This is a genomic window from Phenylobacterium sp. 58.2.17, assembly GCF_026411515.1.
In the GTDB taxonomy this organism is placed as follows: Bacteria; Pseudomonadota; Alphaproteobacteria; order Caulobacterales; family Caulobacteraceae; genus Phenylobacterium.
This window is the reverse complement of sequence record NZ_JAPMTQ010000001.1, coordinates 199,368-214,311: the sequence shown is the minus strand read 5'-3', so window position 1 is coordinate 214,311 and position 14,944 is coordinate 199,368. Positions and strand designations below refer to the sequence as shown.

Genomic DNA, 14,944 nt, shown 5'->3' with positions numbered 1-14,944 from the left:
CGAGGGTTTCGCGTATCAGCATCACGCGAGGCCGAGGCTGGAGATGGCCAGGTCGATCAGCTTGATGCCGACGAACGGCGCGACCAGGCCGCCCAGGCCGTAGAGCAGCAGGTTGCGCGACAGCAGCTTGGCCGCTCCGATCGCCTGGTAGCGCACGCCGCGCAGCGCCAGCGGGATCAGCGCCACGATGATCAGGGCGTTGAAGATCACGGCTGACAGGATGGCGCTCTGCGGGCTCGACAGTCCCATGACGTTCAGGGCGCCGAGCGCGGGCAGGGCGGTCACGAACATCGCCGGGATGATCGCGAAGTACTTGGCCACGTCGTTGGCGATCGAGAAGGTCGTCAAGGCGCCGCGGGTGATCAGCATCTGCTTGCCCACCTCGACGATCTCGATGACCTTGGTCGGGTCGCTGTCCAGGTCGACCATGTTGCCGGCCTCGCGCGCGGCCTGGGCGCCGGTCTGCATGGCCACGCCGACGTCAGACTGGGCCAGGGCCGGGGCGTCGTTGGCGCCGTCGCCGCACATGGCCACCAGCCGTCCTTTGGCCTGTTCCTCACGGATCAGCCGCAGCTTGTCCTCCGGGGTGGCCTCGGCCAGGAAGTCGTCGACCCCGGCTTCGGAGGCGATCGCCGCGGCGGTGACCGGATTGTCGCCGGTGATCATCACCGTGCGCAGGCCCATGCGGCGCAGGTCGGCGAACCGCTCCTTCACATTGGGCTTCACGACGTCCTTCAGGTGGATGACGCCGACCAGGGCGCCGTCCTCGCTGACCGCGAGCGGCGTGCCGCCCGAGCGGGCGATGCGGTCGACCGCCGCCGTCAGCTCGGCCGGAACCTGATGCGGGGCCAGGTCCAGGCTGCGGATCATCGCGTCGACCGCGCCCTTGCGCCAGGAGCGGCCGCCGACATCCAGGCCTGACTGGCGGGTCACGGCGCTGAACGGGATGATGGTCGCACCGTCCGGGGCCTCGACGTCGATCCCCTGGGCGCGGATCAGATCGACGATGGAGCGGCCCTCGGGCGTCTCGTCGCCCAGCGAAGCCATCAGGGTGGCGCGCAGGGCCGCATCCTCGCGCACGCCGGGGGCGGCGACGACCTCGGTGGCCATGCGGTTGCCGAAGGTGATGGTCCCGGTCTTGTCGAGCAGCAGGGTGTCGACATCGCCGGCCGCCTCCACCGCGCGGCCGGAGGTCGCCAGCACGTTGACCTTCAGCAGGCGGTCCATGCCTGCGATGCCCACGGCCGACAACAGCCCCCCGATGGTGGTCGGGATCAGGGTGATGAACAACGCGCCCAGCACCATTGGCGAGAGCTGCACGCCCGAGAACTTGCCCAGGCCCAGCAGGGTCACGACCGCGATCAGGAACACCAGGGTCAGGCCGGCCAGCAGCACGGCCAGCGCGATCTCGTTGGGCGTCTTGCGGCGGTCGGCGCCCTCGACCATGGCGATCATGCGGTCGAGGAAGGTCTGGCCGGCCTCGGAGGTGATCCGCACCTTGATCCAGTCGGAAACCACGGTGGTGCCGCCGGTGACGGCCGAGCGGTCGCCGCCGCTCTCGCGGATCACTGGGGCGGATTCGCCGGTGATGGCCGCCTCATTGACCGAGGCGACCCCCTCGATGATCTCGCCGTCGGCCGGGATCACGTCGCCGGCCTCGACCAGCACCACCTCGCCGACGCCCAGCTTGTGGGCGGGAGTGGGGACGATGGTGCCGGTCGAAGGATCGACGACCAGCTTGGCCTTGGTGGTGACGCGGGCGGCGCGCAGCGAGTCTGCGGCCGCCTTGCCGCGCCCTTCGGCGACGCTCTCGGCCAGGTTGGCGAAGAGCACCGTGGCCCAGAGCCAGAGGGAGATCTGGATTTCGAAGCCGAAGTCGCGGCCCATCGCGATCTCATTGATCGTCGAGGCCGTGGCCAGGAGCGCGACGATCCAGGTGGCGAAGATCACCGGATTGCCGGTCAGTTTGCGGGGGTCGAGCTTGACCACCGCGTCGCGCGCGGCGCGCACGATCATCGGGCCGGACAGGCTGGTGGCGAGGGTCGAGGCCTTGCGACGGCCCTCTCCCTGCGGTGCATAGGACGCAGTCATGTTCAGACGCCTTGCGAAGTTCAGCGGCCGGCCACGGCGCCAAGCACTTGGAAGTGCTCGACGATCGGGCCGAGGGCGAGGGCAGGGAAGAACTGCAGGCCGCCGAGGATGAGGATGATCCCGATCAGCAGACCAACGAATTGGGCGCTGTCGGTGGGCAGGGTCCCGGTCGACGGGGCAAGCTTGGGCTTGGCGACCAGGGAGCCGGCGATGGCCAGGACTGCGACGATCGGCACGAAGCGGCCCATCAGCATGGCCAGGCCAAGCGTGGTGTTCCACCAGGGCGCGTTGGCGGTCAGGCCCGCGAAGGCCGAGCCGTTGTTGGCGGTGGCCGAGACGTAGGCGTAGAGGATCTCCGACAGACCGTGCGGGCCCTGGTTCAGCAGGCCCTTCAGCGCCTCCGGCAGCACGGCGGCGATCGCCGAGAAGCCGAGCATCGAGAAGGGAACGATCAGCACGGCCAGCATGGCGAGCTTGATCTCCTTGGCCTCGACCTTCTTGCCCAGGTACTCGGGCGTGCGGCCGACCATCAGCCCGGCGATGAACACCGACAGCAGGGCCATCACCACCATGATGGCGATGCCCGAGCCGATGCCGCCGGGCAGGATCTCGCCCAGCATCATCAGGAACATCGCGATCCCGCCGCCCAGCGGCATGTAGCTGCCGTGCATGGCGTTGACCGAGCCGTTCGAGGCGCCGGTGGTCTGCGCGGTCCAAGCGGCCGAGGCGGCCGGGCCGAAGCGGAGCTCCTTACCTTCCATGTTGGCGCTGGCGTCGACATGCGCGGCGACCAGGGCCGGCGGGCTTTGGGTCTCGGCCAGGTAGACGCCGGCCGCGCCGAGCGAGAGCAGCACCGCTGCGGCCGCGACCAGCGCCCGCAGGTCCTTGAACGCCTTGGCCGAGCGGCCGAAGGCGAAGAACGCGGCCCAGCCCAGCACGTTGATCGACACCGCCGTCAGGAAGTTGGTCAGCGGGGTCGGGTTCTCGAACGGGTGGGAGGAATTGACGTTGAAGACGCCGCCGCCGTTGATGCCCAGCTGCTTGATGGCCAGCTGACTGGCGACCGCGAACAGCGACAACTTCTGCTCGCCGCCCTCCAGCGTCGCGGCCTGCGCCGAGGCGGCCAGGGTCTGGGGCACGCCCAGGGCGACCAGGGTCGTCGCCAGGATGATCGAGGCCGGCAGCAGCACGTAGAGCGTGGTGCGCGTCAGGTCGGCCCAGAAGTTGCCGACGCCTTCGCCGCGATGGCCGGCGAAGCCGCGCGCCAGAGCCGCGGCGATCGTCGCCCCGGTGGCCGCCGAGACGAAGTTCTGCACGGTCAGCGCAGCCATCTGGCTGAACTGCGACATGGTCGTTTCGCCGCCATAGGACTGCCAGTTGGTGTTGGTCACGAAGCTCGCGGCGGTGTTGAACGCCAGGTGCTCCGAGAGGGCGCCGAAACCCTGCGGGTTCAGCGGCAGGCCGCCCTGCAGCCGCAGGATCGCATAGACCAGAAAGAAGCCGACCGCGTTGAAGGCCAGCAGAGCGGCGGCGTATCCGAACCAGGTCTGGCTCCGCTTGGAGTCCACGCCGCAGCCGGCGTAGACCAGCCGCTCGACGGGGCGCAGCACGGGATCGAGCCAGGTGCGCTCGCCGTTCCAGACCCGGGACATATAGACGCCGATAGGCCAGCCGAGGCCAATGGCCACGGCCAGCGTCAGGGCGATCTCCGCCCATCCTTGCCAAGTCATGTCAGCTATCCGTCAGAAGCGCTCGGGGCGCAGCAGCGCGACGAGCATGTAGGCGGCCACGGCGATCGCGCCGCCCGCCCAAAGGAAATCGACCAGCATCTTCAGATGCGCCTCAGGCCGACGGCCAGCAGCGCGAACAGGGCGAACGCCCCCGCGCCGATGCCGATAAAGATGAGATCCGCCAAGGCAGCGCCTCCATAGCCAGTTTCAGGCCAGGAGGATGCGCCCCTCAAGCGTCAGGGTTCGAGACGGGAGCCGTCCGCGGGGCATAAGGGAAACGTAAAGATCAGCCGGCGCGCGCGAAGGTGAAGCGGCGGTGGCCGATCCAGCTGGTCGCCACCGGCACGGCGATGGCCAGGGCGTGGCCGACGGTTTCGGCATGCCAGGTGAAGCCGATCATCGGGAACACGCCGCGCACCAGCAAGGTGGCGGTCAGGAAGGTCAGGGTCGCGCCGATCGCGTTGACGATCAGGAAGTTGCGCGCCTGCACGCCGATCGGCAGCGGCGAGCCGGGGAACACCAGCAGCCGGAACAGCACGAAGGCGAGCGCCATGCCCGTGGCGTAGGCGCAGATCACGGCCGCCTCGAACGGCAGCACCAGGCTCCAGGCGAAGCGCGAGGCGAAGTTCGTGCCGGCGGCCAGCCCGCCCACGCCCAGGAACCGCGCAAAGCGCAGCAGATCGAAGCCCAGCGGCTTCCAGCTGGCGGGCGCGGTCAGGACGTGTTGATGAGCATTCACGTGCGTCATGACGCGATCCTGGCGTGTCGTGGTTGAGAAATCGCTCACGTCCGCCAGTTTTTTGCTCAGCGCATTATTAAGCTTGATGCGCCAGCTTGCTCGCCTTCCAAGGGAGGTGGCGTTGAGGCTGCAGGATCTGGACCGGCTGGTGAGCGCCGAGCGCGTGCGCAACTACAGCCTGTTGCTGGTGGTCGGCTTTGTCGTCGCCGTCGTGGCGTGGCTTGTCTACATGGCGGGCAACGATTGGCTCGACCCGTTCGGCATGCCGCTCGGCTATGACTTCATCACCTTCTATGCGGCTTCGGACCTGGCGCGGATGGGCGATCCGGCCGGGGCGTTCGACTACTACAAGATCTATGCGCGCGAGGTGGCGGCGGTTCCGGCCAACACCAGCATCTTCCTCTGGCACTATCCGCCGCCGTTCAATCTCGTCATCGCGCCGCTGGCATTCGTCCCTTATCCGGTGGCTCTGACGGGGTGGCTTGCGATCACCCTCGGGCTCTACCTGCTGCTGGTGCGGAAGATTTCCGACCATCGCCATGCGCTGCTGATCGCGCTCGCCTTTCCTGCAACCTTCGTCAACCTGATGCACGGGCAGAACGGTTTCCTGAACGCCGCGCTGCTCGGCGGCGGACTGCTGTTGCTGGACAAGCGTCCGTGGCTGGCCGGCGTCCTGATCGGCCTGATGGTCTACAAGCCGCATTTCGGCGTCCTGCTGCCGTTGCTTCTCGCGGTGCAGGGGCGCTGGAAGACCTTCGCCTCGGCGTCGGTCACCGCCGTCGCCGTCTGCGCGATCGCCTATGTCGCCTATGGCCTGGAGCCGTGGCTGGCGTTCTTCGCCAACTTCGACCGCGTGTCGCTGATCCTGGAGCGGGGCTTCCTGCCGTGGAGCAAGATTCCCAGCGTCTTCGTGATGCTCGCCAGCCTCGGGATTCCGATGAAGGCCGCCTATGCGGCTCATGCCGCGGTCGCCGCGGGCCTCGCCCTGGCGACGCTCATCGCCTGGCGCGGGCCGGGGCCCCAGTCGCTGAAAGTCGCTTTGGCGATTCCGGCGATCCTGGCGGTCAGCCCCTATTGCTTCGACTACGACCTCGTCCTTCTGGCGCTGCCGATCGGGCTGCTGGCCGACTATGGCCGGACCTCGCCCTTGGCCCCCGGCGCGCGTATCGCGATGGCGGCCGCCTTCCTCGGACCGCTGATTTTTCCGACGCTGGCCTACCAGACCCACGTCCAGCTGATGCCGGTCAGTAACCTGCTGCTCTACGCCGTAATCTGGCGGACGCTCGCGCTGGCGCGTCGCGCGGACGTGGCCGTCGCGCCGGCGCCCGGTGTCGCGAGTCCTAGCCTGGCCGGTTAGATCGGATCGACGCGGAAGTAGCGTTCGGCCTGCTCGCTCCAGCCGTAGGCCGTCTCGTTCATCTGCTCGCGGTCGTAGGCGGGGCTGTTCTTCAGCAGGTCCTTGGTCAGGTCGGTGAGATAGCTGTCCGACGACTCGTCGTAGCGCAGGGCCCGCCAGGGGATCGGGTGGAACTTGCCGCTGGTCCCGAACAGTCCGCCGAATTCCAGCGCCACGAACCGCGCCTGGCCGGTGTCGCGCTCGAAATAGACCTCGCGGATCGTGCCGAGCTTTTTGCCGGCGGCGTCCTTCAAGGGCGCGCCCAGCAGGTTGGCGCTGCGGATCATCAGGCTGTCCAGGCTCATCGCGTCCCTCCGTTTCGCGTGAGGAACGCCTAGCTGAGCTGTTCGATCCCGATGGGGGTCGTGCGCCGCGTTCCTGCGCAGGTCGGCGGCCCTCGGCAGCCAGGGGCAAGCTGCGCCATAATTCCACCCTCAGCCACAGCGAGCGTCGAGTTTAAAATTCGCGAGGAGGTGGCGGTGCGGCGCGCGCAGGTGATCGTGCTGGTCATGTCGCTCGGCGCGCATGTCGTCGTCCTGGGCGCGTTCATGGTCCAGCGTCACGCGCTCTCGCCGGCACCTGAGACCCCGGTCATGGAGGTGCTGCTTGCGCCGTCGCTCCATCGCCGCCCGGTGGCGGAGCCCCCGCAACGCCGCGAGCCGCCGCCGCGCCCGCACGCCGCCAGAGCGCCGCAACGTGCGCCGATCCAACGAAGCGACCCCGATCTCGCCGCACCCGCCGCCGTCCCAGCCCCGCCACGGCCGCCCGCGCCGCTGGCCCTGCGGCGGGCGCTCCGCGGCTTGGTCGGCTGCGGGATGGCTGATCAGACCGAGGACGAGCGCGAGCGGTGCGAGGCGCGCCTCGCCGCCCGCGACGGCCGTGGGGCGCCCAAGCTCAACCTCGACGTCCACGGCGACTTCGACCGTGATCCTGATCCCTATCTGGCCCTTCGTCCGAAGAACGGCTGCAAGGCGAGGGCGGGCGGCGACGCCGATCCCGCCGGCAAGCAGGGCGCGGCGATCGGCCTTGGCTGCGCCTGGGCGTTCTAGCGCGGGGCGGGCGGTCGCTGATGGACTTCATGGTCCCGGCCATGCCGAAACCGGGCGCATATGGATCCCCGGCACGCATGTGCGGTCGAGGATGAAGAGCCGGAGAGGCGGTGGACGCGTCGATGCGGGCAGGGCCTAATCGGCCGATGCGGCTGTTCCATTTCAGCGAGGATCCGGCGATCAGCCGGTTCGAACCGAGACCGGTGCGGACGCCGTCGCGCCGTGCGCCGGGGCGAGAATGGCTGAACGGGCCGCTGGTCTGGGCGATCGATGAGGCGCATCAGCCCATGTACCTGTTTCCGCGCGATTGCCCGCGCGTCCTGCTCTGGCCGTTGGCGACGACGCGCGCGGAGGATCGCGCCGCCTGGTGGGGCCAAAGCCAGGCGCGGATGCTGGCCTATGTGGAGCATGGCTGGATCGCGGCCCTGAGCAGCGCACGGCTTTACCGCTACGAGCTGCCGGCTGAGCCGTTCGAAGGCCTCGACGACGCCGGCATGTGGGTGTCGCGCCAGGCCGTGACGCCCAGCGCGGTGGTCGAGGTCGCCGATCTGCCGGCGGCCCTGGCCGACCGCGATGTCGAACTGCGGGCCGTCGATAGCCTGGTCCCATTGCGCGGGGTCTGGGATACCAGCCTGCACGCCAGCGGCATACGCCTGCGCAACGCAGTCGGGTGGGACGCCTAAGGCGCGGTCGCCTCGTCCTGCAGCAGCGGCGAGGCGCCCATCAGCGCGCCGACGACGCGACGCTGCTCCATCGGCACGGCCTTGGTCCCGAACACGTCGGACAGCCACAGGCCGTCCGCCACGAGCCGCTGCAGCAGGGCGTCGTCGGCCCCGACCGCGTCGTTCGGCTCGTCGCGGGTAATCTGGTCGGTCCACCAGCGCCAGCGGTCGGCGAGCTCCGGCTCCAGCAGGCAGGCGACGAGCACGACCTTGCTGGTGCGCACTTCGTCTTCGCTCATGGTCAGCTGCACGGTGGCGGCCAGGTAGGCGCGAGAGAAGCGGCCGACCGGATGCGGGTCCTTGGCGGCCAGCGCTTCAACGGCGCCGGCGAACCGCTGGCCGGCCTCATCGACCAGCGCCCGCAGCAGCTCGGCCTTGCTCGGGAAGTGGTGCAGCAGCGCGCCCTTGCTGAGCGGCAGCCGGGCGACCACGGCGTCGAGGGTGAATCCGGCCGCGCCGCCTTCCTGCAGGGTGCGCATCGCCGCGCCGATAATCTGGGCGCGGGTGGCTTCGGGCTGGCGTCGGCGCGGTGGGATCATACTTTTACATACCAACTGGACGGTAATTTGCAACGAGCGTCGCCGGCCGTGACAGCTCGCGATGTGCGGGTGAGCGCCTGTCGCCGGCCGCGTGCGACAGTCACTTAGATTCCCGAGGCGGGCGCGCCGGCACGGCTCGACGGCTGCCGCGCGGCGCGGCTAGTTTCGCCGCGACCGGCGGCGGCGTGCGCCGCGGGCGAAGGGGACAGCGATGGCGCGGCAGGCGGAGCGACGGGCGGCGACCAGCGGGGCGATCCTCTCAGCGGCGCGCGACCTCTTCCGGGCGGAGGGCTACGATGCGGTCAGCGTTGACGACATCGCCGCAGCCGCCGGCGTCACCAAGGGCGCCTTCTATCACCACTTCGCCACCAAGCAGGTGATCTTCGATCAACTGGTCGATCTCGTTCAGGCTGAGATCGCCGCCCAGGTCGCCGCCCGCCCGCCTGTCGCGGGCGAGGTCGAAGACCCGATGGCCGCCGCCATCGGCGCCTACCTCGCCGCGGCCAACCAGCCGGGCGTGCGGCGGATCCTGCTGATCGACGGCCCGGTAGTGCTGGGCTGGCGCCGCTGGAGGGAGATCGACGACGCCCACTTCGCCGCCATGGTGCGGGCCGGCGCGGCCCGGCTGATGGGGACGCAGGCGTCGGCGGCGCAGGTGGATGCAGCGAGCCGGCTGATCCTTGGCGCGGTCATGGAGGCGGCCCTGGCGCTCGGCGGTGCGGACGGCGAAGGGCTCACGGCCGCCGACTACGGCGCGGCGCTGTCGCGCCTGCTGCGGGGGCTGCGGCCGGCTTGAGCGGAGCGTCCTTGACTTGCGTACTGCCGGTCCGCAAAAACAGACTCGAAGTATGCAAATAACGGAGGACACGTCATGGCTATCGACACCCAGGCCCTGTTCGCGCGCTACCACGCCGCGTGGGAGGCCAAGGATGCGGCCCGCATCGCCGCGCTGCATTCCGAGGATTCCAGCTTCATCCTGCATGACGGATCGGCCCGCGTGCACGGCCGCGCGGCGCTCGAGGCGGACTTCGCCGAGCTCTTCCGCAAGTTGCCGGGCTTCGGCTTCGAGATGCGGCGGACGATCTTCGGCGAGCGTCACTGGGTGTTCGAATGGGCGCTGGTCATGCCGCTGCCGGGTGGCGGAACCGCCAGCGTCGACATGCTGGACGTAGTCGACGTCAACGATGCGGGCGAGGTGCTTCGCAAGGACGTCTACATCAACGGCGCCCAGCAGGCGGACTTCTACGCCCGTATGCAGGCGGCTTAGCCTCGGCGTTGATGCGCCGAGGATTCTCCCGGGCCTCAGGTCCGGGGGACGACCTCGCTGGATCTTCCGTCTACCAGGTCTTCAGCGGCTTTACGGCCATCGGAGCCTTGTAGATGTACACCTGCGGCTTGGCGGCGTTGGCCGCGACGGGCTTGGCCGTAAACCTGACGGTGTTGTCGTTGGCGGTGCGGGTAGGCGTGGTCTTGTAGGTGGCGGCCATCAGCAAGCCGCTCGACTTGGCGTCGTTACGCACCTGTCCGCTCTGCGCGGACGCCGTTCCGGCGGCGACCAGCAGGCCGACGGCGGCGATCAAGGCGACGAATCTCACGCGCCTTCCTCCCATGTATTGTCTAGTCACGGACCTTCTTGCGGGTCCGTTCAGCAGGCTGCACCGCTTTCGCGGTCGGTGCAAACCCGCATTCTACAAACGTCAGTGATCGGACGCTCGGGCCGCCTCGCCGCGGGGCCTGCCGTATGGGGTCCGGGGAGCCGCGGGGGGGCTGGGTGAACCCGACGGGCGGGTTCCCGCGACTCCCCGCCGCCCCCGGAGGAGACCTCGAAAGGCCTCGCCCCTGGAACCTCGGCGGGTCGCCTGGCGCGTCAGGCGGCCAGGGCCTGCACGCGCCGCGCCCGGCGGTCGTGGCGGAGCAGGGCGCCTGCGCTCACGCAACCCAGGATCATCGCTGTCCAGATGACCCAGACCTCGGCCGCGCGGGCGGTCGCCGCGGGGTCCTGGCCGCCGACCGCCGGGCCGGCGGTGGCCGCCATGGCGGCGGCGAAGGCCAGCGTCGCCGGCAAGTGCTTCCACATCTGCGTCACGTCCTGACAAGCCGCCGGGCAGCGGCCTTTATCGACGCGGGTATGGCGCGCTTTGTGGTCGTATAGCTAACAAGTATTTGAAAAATAACGTAAACGATTGTAACGCCCGCGACCCTGGGGCGGAGCCCAGGCTGCGGGCGCCACCTGTGGGTCAGAGTTCAACGAAGCTCTCGAACCCGCCGAAGATCATCCGCTGTCCGTCGAACGGCATCTTGGCGGGGTCCATTTTGATCCGCGGATCGGCCATGACCTTGGCGTTGATCTCGTCGCGCTGGGCGCGGGACGCATAGACGATCCACGAGAACACCACCACCTCGTCGTCCTTGGCCTGGACCGCCCGCGGGAACGAGGTCACCTCGCCGTAGGGGGTGTCGTCGCCGATGCATTCGACATAGGCCAGCGCCCCGTGGTCCTTCCACACGGCGCCGGCGTTGCGGGCCATGTCTTTATAGGCCTCGAGGTTGGCCTTGGGCACGGCGAGCACGAAACCGTCGACATAGGGCATGGGCTTCCTCCTTTGGGTTGTGCAGACCAAAGGACGTTCGCGCGGCGTCCGATCCGACAGCCGCGCACATATTTTTGACGTTCAGCCGCCGGAAGTCGCCGCCGGGTTGCGCCAGCGCCAGATCAGCAGCACCAGCGCGGTGATGATCAGGATCGCAAAGCCCGACAGCATCCAGCTGTTGATGTACCAGTGTTCGCCCCAGGTGAACTTGCCAGACATGATCTTGGCCCAACCACGGAAATGCTGGGTCGCGCCGACCGAGAGCCCGAAGACCGCGAAGACCGCCGACAGGTACCTGACCAGCCAGTGGCCGGGATTGGGCAGCATGATCAGCAGCCCGAGCAGGCCGATCACCGTGCGCTGACTGCGGCAGAACGGGCAGTGATAGACCAGCCCCGCCCAGTCGACCGCCCAGGTCAGGACGGCGATGGCGATGGCGATCAGCCCGACGATCCGTCGATGCCGCAGCAGAATATCGGGAAGATCGTCGAACATGGGCGCCCCCTCGGCCTGCGGCCACAGATGCGCTGCGACCTGGCCAGACCATAGGCGCCCCGGGGGGCCGGGTCACGCGCCTATCCGCTGTTGCGCAGCCCGGCGGCGACCCCGTTGATGGTCAGGTGGATGCCCTCGCGCACGGCCTCGTCGCTGTCGCCGGCGCGGCGGCGGCGGATCAGCTCGATCTGCAAGTGGTTCAGCGGATCGATATAGGGCAGGCGGGTGCGCAGCGCCTCGGCCAGGTCCGGGTGGCGGTCGAGCAGGGCGGTTTGGCCGCTGATGCTCAGCAGCGCCTCGGCGGTCTTGCTCCACTCGGCCTCGATCCGGCCGAAGATCGTCTGGGCGAGGGCCTTGTCTTCGACCAGGCCGGCGTAGCGCCGGGCGATCAGCATGTCGCTCTTGGCCAGCACCATCTCCATGTTGGCCAGCGTGGTGGCGAAGAACGGCCATGCCTCGTGCAGCTCGTTGAGCTCGGTCAGTGAGACGCCGGACGCCTCGATGGCCGAGCCGAAGCCGTACCAGCCCGGCAGCATGGTGCGCGACTGCGACCACGAGAACACCCATGGGATGGCGCGCAGGCCCTCGATGCTGCGGGTCGGCTGGCGCGAGGCCGGGCGGCTGCCGATGTTCAGGTCGACGATCTCGGTCAGCGGCGTGGCGGCATAGAAGTAGTCCACGAATCCCGGGGTTTCGTAGACTAGGCTGCGATAGGCCTCCATCGAGGCCTGCGACAGCTTGTCCAGCACCGGCGCGTGCTTCTCGCCCAGCCGCTCGGACGAGGCCTTGCGCAGCGAGGCCAGCACGACTCCGGCGGTGATGGTCTCCAGGCTTTGGTCGGCCAGCTGCGGGTCGGCGTACTTGTTGGCGACCACCTCGCCCTGTTCGGTGATGCGGATGCGGCCGCGCACCGTGCCCTCGGGCTGGGCCAGCAGCGCCTCGTAGCTCGACCCGCCGCCGCGGCCCACCGTGCCGCCGCGGCCATGGAACAGCTGCAGCCGCAGGCCCATGGCCTCGGTGGTGGCCAGCAGCGCCCGCGAGGCCTGGTGCAGCTCCCAGGTCGATGTGAGGTAGCTGCCGTCCTTGTTGGAGTCCGAATAGCCGATCATCACTTCCTGCAGCCGGCCCTCGGCCAGCAGCGACTTGATCAGCGGCAGCGACAGGTACTCGCGCATGGTGTCCGGCGCGGCGCGCAGGTCGCCGATGGTCTCGAACAGCGGCTCGGCGAACACCTCGGTGCGCGGGCTCTCGCCCGGGTGGAACAGCCCCACCTCCTTCAGCAGGACATAGACCTCCAGCAGGTCTGAAACTGAGGTGGTGTTGGAGACGATGTAGGCGACGATCGCCTGGCGGCCGTACTGCTGGCGCGAACGCGCCGCCTGGGCCAGCACCGCATACTCGCGGTTCGTCTCTTCGCTGTACTCGGCGAAGGGCGAATAGAGCAGCCGGCCGTGGCCCAGCTCGGACAGCAGCAGCGCCCGGCGAGCGTCTTCGTCCAGCGCTTGGTAGTCGGGGCAGACGCCGGCCACCGCCATCAGCTCGGCGACAGTGCGCGCGTGCACCGCCGAGTTCTGCCGCAGGTCCAGGGTCGCCAGGTGGAAGCCGAAGCAGTCCACGGCCCGGATCAGTTCGGGCAGCGGGCCGATGGCGAAGGTGTCGCCGTGGTTGGCGATCAGGCTGTCGAGAATGGTCTGCAGGTCGGCCTTCAGGGCCTGGGCGTTGGCGTAGGGCTGCGCCGACAGCGGCGACGGGCGGGGCGGCGCCTCGCCGGTCAGGATCGGGTAGGTCGCCGCCAGTCGTGCATAGACGCCGCGCAGCGCCCGTCGATAGGGCTCGTCGCCGCGCTGGGGGGAGGTGTCGCCCGAGGCGTCGGCCAGCGCCTGCAGCGCCGGCGTCACCTGGGCCAGCGTGCTCGACAGCGACAACTCCGCGCCCAGGGCGTGGATGCGTTCCAGGTAGTTCAGCAGCGCAGCCTGCGACTGACGCGCGAACGCCTGCCGCTGGACCGCGTCGGTGACGAACGGATTGCCGTCGCGGTCGCCGCCGACCCATGAGCCGATCCGCAGGAAGCTCGGCAGCTGGGCTTCCAGCTGGCGCGTCCAGCGCCCATAGAGCCGCGGCAATTCGGCCAGGAAGCTGCGCTCGAAATAGGAGACGGCGGTCTCGATCTCGTCGATGACGCCCAGGCGCACGCCGCGCAGCAGCCGGGTGCGCCAGAAGATCGCCACTTCCCGCAAGAGCTCGATCTCGCGCTCGTGGCGCGCGCTTTCGCTGCTGGCCTGCTCCAGCGCGCTCAGCGCCTCGGTGATCGCCCGCGTGCGGTCCAGCACGCTCTTGCGGCGCACCTCGGTCGGGTGGGCGGTGATCACCGGGGCGATGAACGCGGTCTGCAGCATCTTGGCGACCTGCGCGGTGGAGACGCCTTCCTCGGCCAGCGCCGCCAGGCTGCCGGCCAGGGTGTCGACGCGCGGATCGCCGGCCTTACGGCGCTGGACGTAATCCTCGGCGATGTTGGTGATCTGCAGGAAGCACGCGAACGAGTGGGCGAAGCGCACCGTTTCGTGCAGGTCCAGGCTGCGCAGCCGTTCTTCCAGCAGCGCGGCGTTCGCTGCTCCGCCTTCGCGATGGAAGGCGACAGAGGTTTTTCGGATGTCTTCGATGCGGTCGAACAGCGTCTGGCCGTCCTGGGATTTGATCACGTCCCCCAGCACCCGACCCAAAACCCGAACCCTGGCCCTCAGCTCCGAGGGCGGCGACTTGGCAGCTCTATCCGGCACGCTCGCACTTTCAGAATGTCGTTACGTCAGTTCGACGCACGGCGTTCTCTACAGGCGATTTGGCGCGCCGTCGCGGGGGAGTTTGGGCGGTCTCAACCGCGCACGGGGAACCAGATCTCGATCGCCGGCCGACCGGTGTTTCCCGCGTCGTCGCCATAGACCTCGATGAAGTCGGGGGTCAGGCTGTCCCCCGCCGAGCGCAGGCCAAGGTTCGGCAGCCAGCCGTACCAGGCGGTCCAGATGGTGCTGCGCAGGCGGCTCACGGGGCCCAGGTGTGCGAACACTGCATAGCGGCGCGTCGGCACCCGCAGCTGCTCGAACGTCGCCGGACGGCTGGCCGTCTCGTCCGTGGCCACCGCGGCGATCATCTCGAAGCCGTCGCGCTGGGCGAACAGGTCGTAATAGAGGCCATAGCCCGAGCCGTCCTTCCGCCCGCCGACCTTGGCGAAGCGTTCGGACGCCGCGCACCAGTGCTCGTCCAGGGCGCTCCAGACGCCCTCCCTGCGGGCGTGGCGGCGGCGCAGGCCTGCAAAGGTCCAGGGGCGCTCCACGAACCGTGGCGCGTCCATGGCTGCCGGCTGAAGTCTATCCATCGTCCCTCTCGTCGGTCTTGCGCGGCGAGCACCGCGGCTTCGCCGCGTCCCGCGCCAGCATCCAGATCGTGTGAAGGTCGCGCGAAGGAACGCCCAAGCGTGTCAGCTGTCCGCGACCGGGTAGCTGTGAAGCTTAGCTGCGCCATTTCGCCGGCGTCTTTCCGACCGTGACGGTGGCGAAATGCTGATGGCGGAAATGCGGATGACGTCTGATCTTGGCGG

General features: G+C 69.0%; 17 protein-coding genes. 5 read left to right on the top strand and 12 right to left on the bottom strand.

From position 1 onward, the window contains the following. Positions 1-21 precede the first annotated feature (21 nt). From kdpB to OUA97_RS01015, 4 genes are all read right to left on the bottom strand, one after another. Complete coding sequence (gene kdpB / locus OUA97_RS01025; protein ID WP_267229861.1) at positions 22-2,091, bottom strand: potassium-transporting ATPase subunit KdpB; 2,070 nt, start codon at positions 2,089-2,091, stop codon at positions 22-24. Positions 2,092-2,111: 20 nt separating this feature from the next. Next, entirely contained in the window at positions 2,112-3,821 is a 1,710-nt protein-coding gene (gene kdpA / locus OUA97_RS01020; protein ID WP_267229860.1) for a potassium-transporting ATPase subunit KdpA, read from the bottom strand. 12 nt (positions 3,822-3,833) lie between these two features. Continuing rightward, entirely contained in the window at positions 3,834-3,920 is an 87-nt protein-coding gene (locus OUA97_RS23375; RefSeq protein ID WP_416362399.1) for a potassium-transporting ATPase subunit F, read from the bottom strand. A gap of 187 nt (positions 3,921-4,107) precedes the next feature. Then, positions 4,108-4,569, bottom strand: a complete 462-nt coding sequence (locus tag OUA97_RS01015; protein ID WP_267229859.1) for a GtrA family protein — start codon at positions 4,567-4,569, stop codon at positions 4,108-4,110. A gap of 112 nt (positions 4,570-4,681) precedes the next feature. Between OUA97_RS01015 and OUA97_RS01010 the strand changes: the two genes are divergently transcribed. Then, the gene (locus tag OUA97_RS01010; protein ID WP_267229858.1) at positions 4,682-5,917 is read left to right on the top strand and encodes a glycosyltransferase family 87 protein; all 1,236 of its coding nucleotides are present in this window, start codon (positions 4,682-4,684) and stop codon (positions 5,915-5,917) included. Here OUA97_RS01010 and OUA97_RS01005 read toward each other — a convergent pair. After that, positions 5,914-6,261, bottom strand: coding sequence for a PRC-barrel domain-containing protein (locus tag OUA97_RS01005; RefSeq protein ID WP_267229857.1), 348 nt, complete (start codon positions 6,259-6,261; stop codon positions 5,914-5,916). The genes OUA97_RS01010 and OUA97_RS01005 overlap by 4 nt on opposite strands. A 174-nt stretch (positions 6,262-6,435) precedes the next feature. On the opposite strand from OUA97_RS01005, the gene OUA97_RS01000 reads away from it, so the two are divergent. Continuing rightward, positions 6,436-7,005 carry a hypothetical protein gene (locus tag OUA97_RS01000; protein WP_267229856.1) on the top strand — a complete coding sequence of 190 codons (570 nt, stop codon included), beginning with the start codon at positions 6,436-6,438 and terminating at the stop codon, positions 7,003-7,005. Positions 7,006-7,151: 146 nt separating this feature from the next. Further along, positions 7,152-7,688: a DUF6886 family protein gene (locus OUA97_RS00995; RefSeq protein ID WP_267229855.1), complete on the top strand. Its 537-nt coding sequence runs from the start codon at positions 7,152-7,154 to the stop codon at positions 7,686-7,688. Here OUA97_RS00995 and OUA97_RS00990 read toward each other — a convergent pair. After that, positions 7,685-8,266, bottom strand: a complete 582-nt coding sequence (locus OUA97_RS00990; RefSeq protein WP_267229854.1) for a TetR/AcrR family transcriptional regulator — start codon at positions 8,264-8,266, stop codon at positions 7,685-7,687. The two genes, OUA97_RS00995 and OUA97_RS00990, sit on opposite strands and share 4 nt — an antisense overlap. A gap of 211 nt (positions 8,267-8,477) precedes the next feature. On the opposite strand from OUA97_RS00990, the gene OUA97_RS00985 reads away from it, so the two are divergent. Both OUA97_RS00985 and OUA97_RS00980 read left to right on the top strand, forming a co-directional pair. Further along, the gene (locus tag OUA97_RS00985; RefSeq protein ID WP_267229853.1) at positions 8,478-9,062 is read left to right on the top strand and encodes a TetR/AcrR family transcriptional regulator; all 585 of its coding nucleotides are present in this window, start codon (positions 8,478-8,480) and stop codon (positions 9,060-9,062) included. 75 nt (positions 9,063-9,137) lie between these two features. Then, positions 9,138-9,533, top strand: a complete 396-nt coding sequence (locus OUA97_RS00980) for a nuclear transport factor 2 family protein (protein ID WP_267229852.1) — start codon at positions 9,138-9,140, stop codon at positions 9,531-9,533. 70 nt (positions 9,534-9,603) lie between these two features. Here OUA97_RS00980 and OUA97_RS00975 read toward each other — a convergent pair whose 3' ends face one another. The 6 genes from OUA97_RS00975 to OUA97_RS00950 all read right to left on the bottom strand — a co-directional run bounded on the left by OUA97_RS00975 (position 9,604) and on the right by OUA97_RS00950 (position 14,722). Continuing rightward, the gene (locus OUA97_RS00975) at positions 9,604-9,861 is read right to left on the bottom strand and encodes a hypothetical protein (protein ID WP_267229851.1); all 258 of its coding nucleotides are present in this window, start codon (positions 9,859-9,861) and stop codon (positions 9,604-9,606) included. A gap of 272 nt (positions 9,862-10,133) precedes the next feature. Then, positions 10,134-10,343 carry a hypothetical protein gene (locus OUA97_RS00970; protein WP_267229850.1) on the bottom strand — a complete coding sequence of 70 codons (210 nt, stop codon included), beginning with the start codon at positions 10,341-10,343 and terminating at the stop codon, positions 10,134-10,136. Positions 10,344-10,503: 160 nt separating this feature from the next. Continuing rightward, positions 10,504-10,857 (bottom strand): DUF1428 domain-containing protein, encoded by a 354-nt coding sequence (locus OUA97_RS00965; RefSeq protein WP_267229849.1) that lies wholly within the window; start codon positions 10,855-10,857, stop codon positions 10,504-10,506. Between the two features lie 81 nt (positions 10,858-10,938). Further along, complete coding sequence (locus tag OUA97_RS00960) at positions 10,939-11,352, bottom strand: hypothetical protein (RefSeq protein WP_267229848.1); 414 nt, start codon at positions 11,350-11,352, stop codon at positions 10,939-10,941. An 80-nt stretch (positions 11,353-11,432) separates the two neighbouring features. Continuing rightward, a complete protein-coding gene (gene ppc / locus OUA97_RS00955) occupies positions 11,433-14,129 on the bottom strand; it encodes a phosphoenolpyruvate carboxylase (protein WP_267229847.1) in 2,697 nt (898 codons plus the stop codon). A 92-nt stretch (positions 14,130-14,221) separates the two neighbouring features. Beyond that, positions 14,222-14,722 (bottom strand): GyrI-like domain-containing protein, encoded by a 501-nt coding sequence (locus tag OUA97_RS00950; RefSeq protein WP_267229846.1) that lies wholly within the window; start codon positions 14,720-14,722, stop codon positions 14,222-14,224. Between the last annotated feature and the right edge of the window lie 222 nt (positions 14,723-14,944).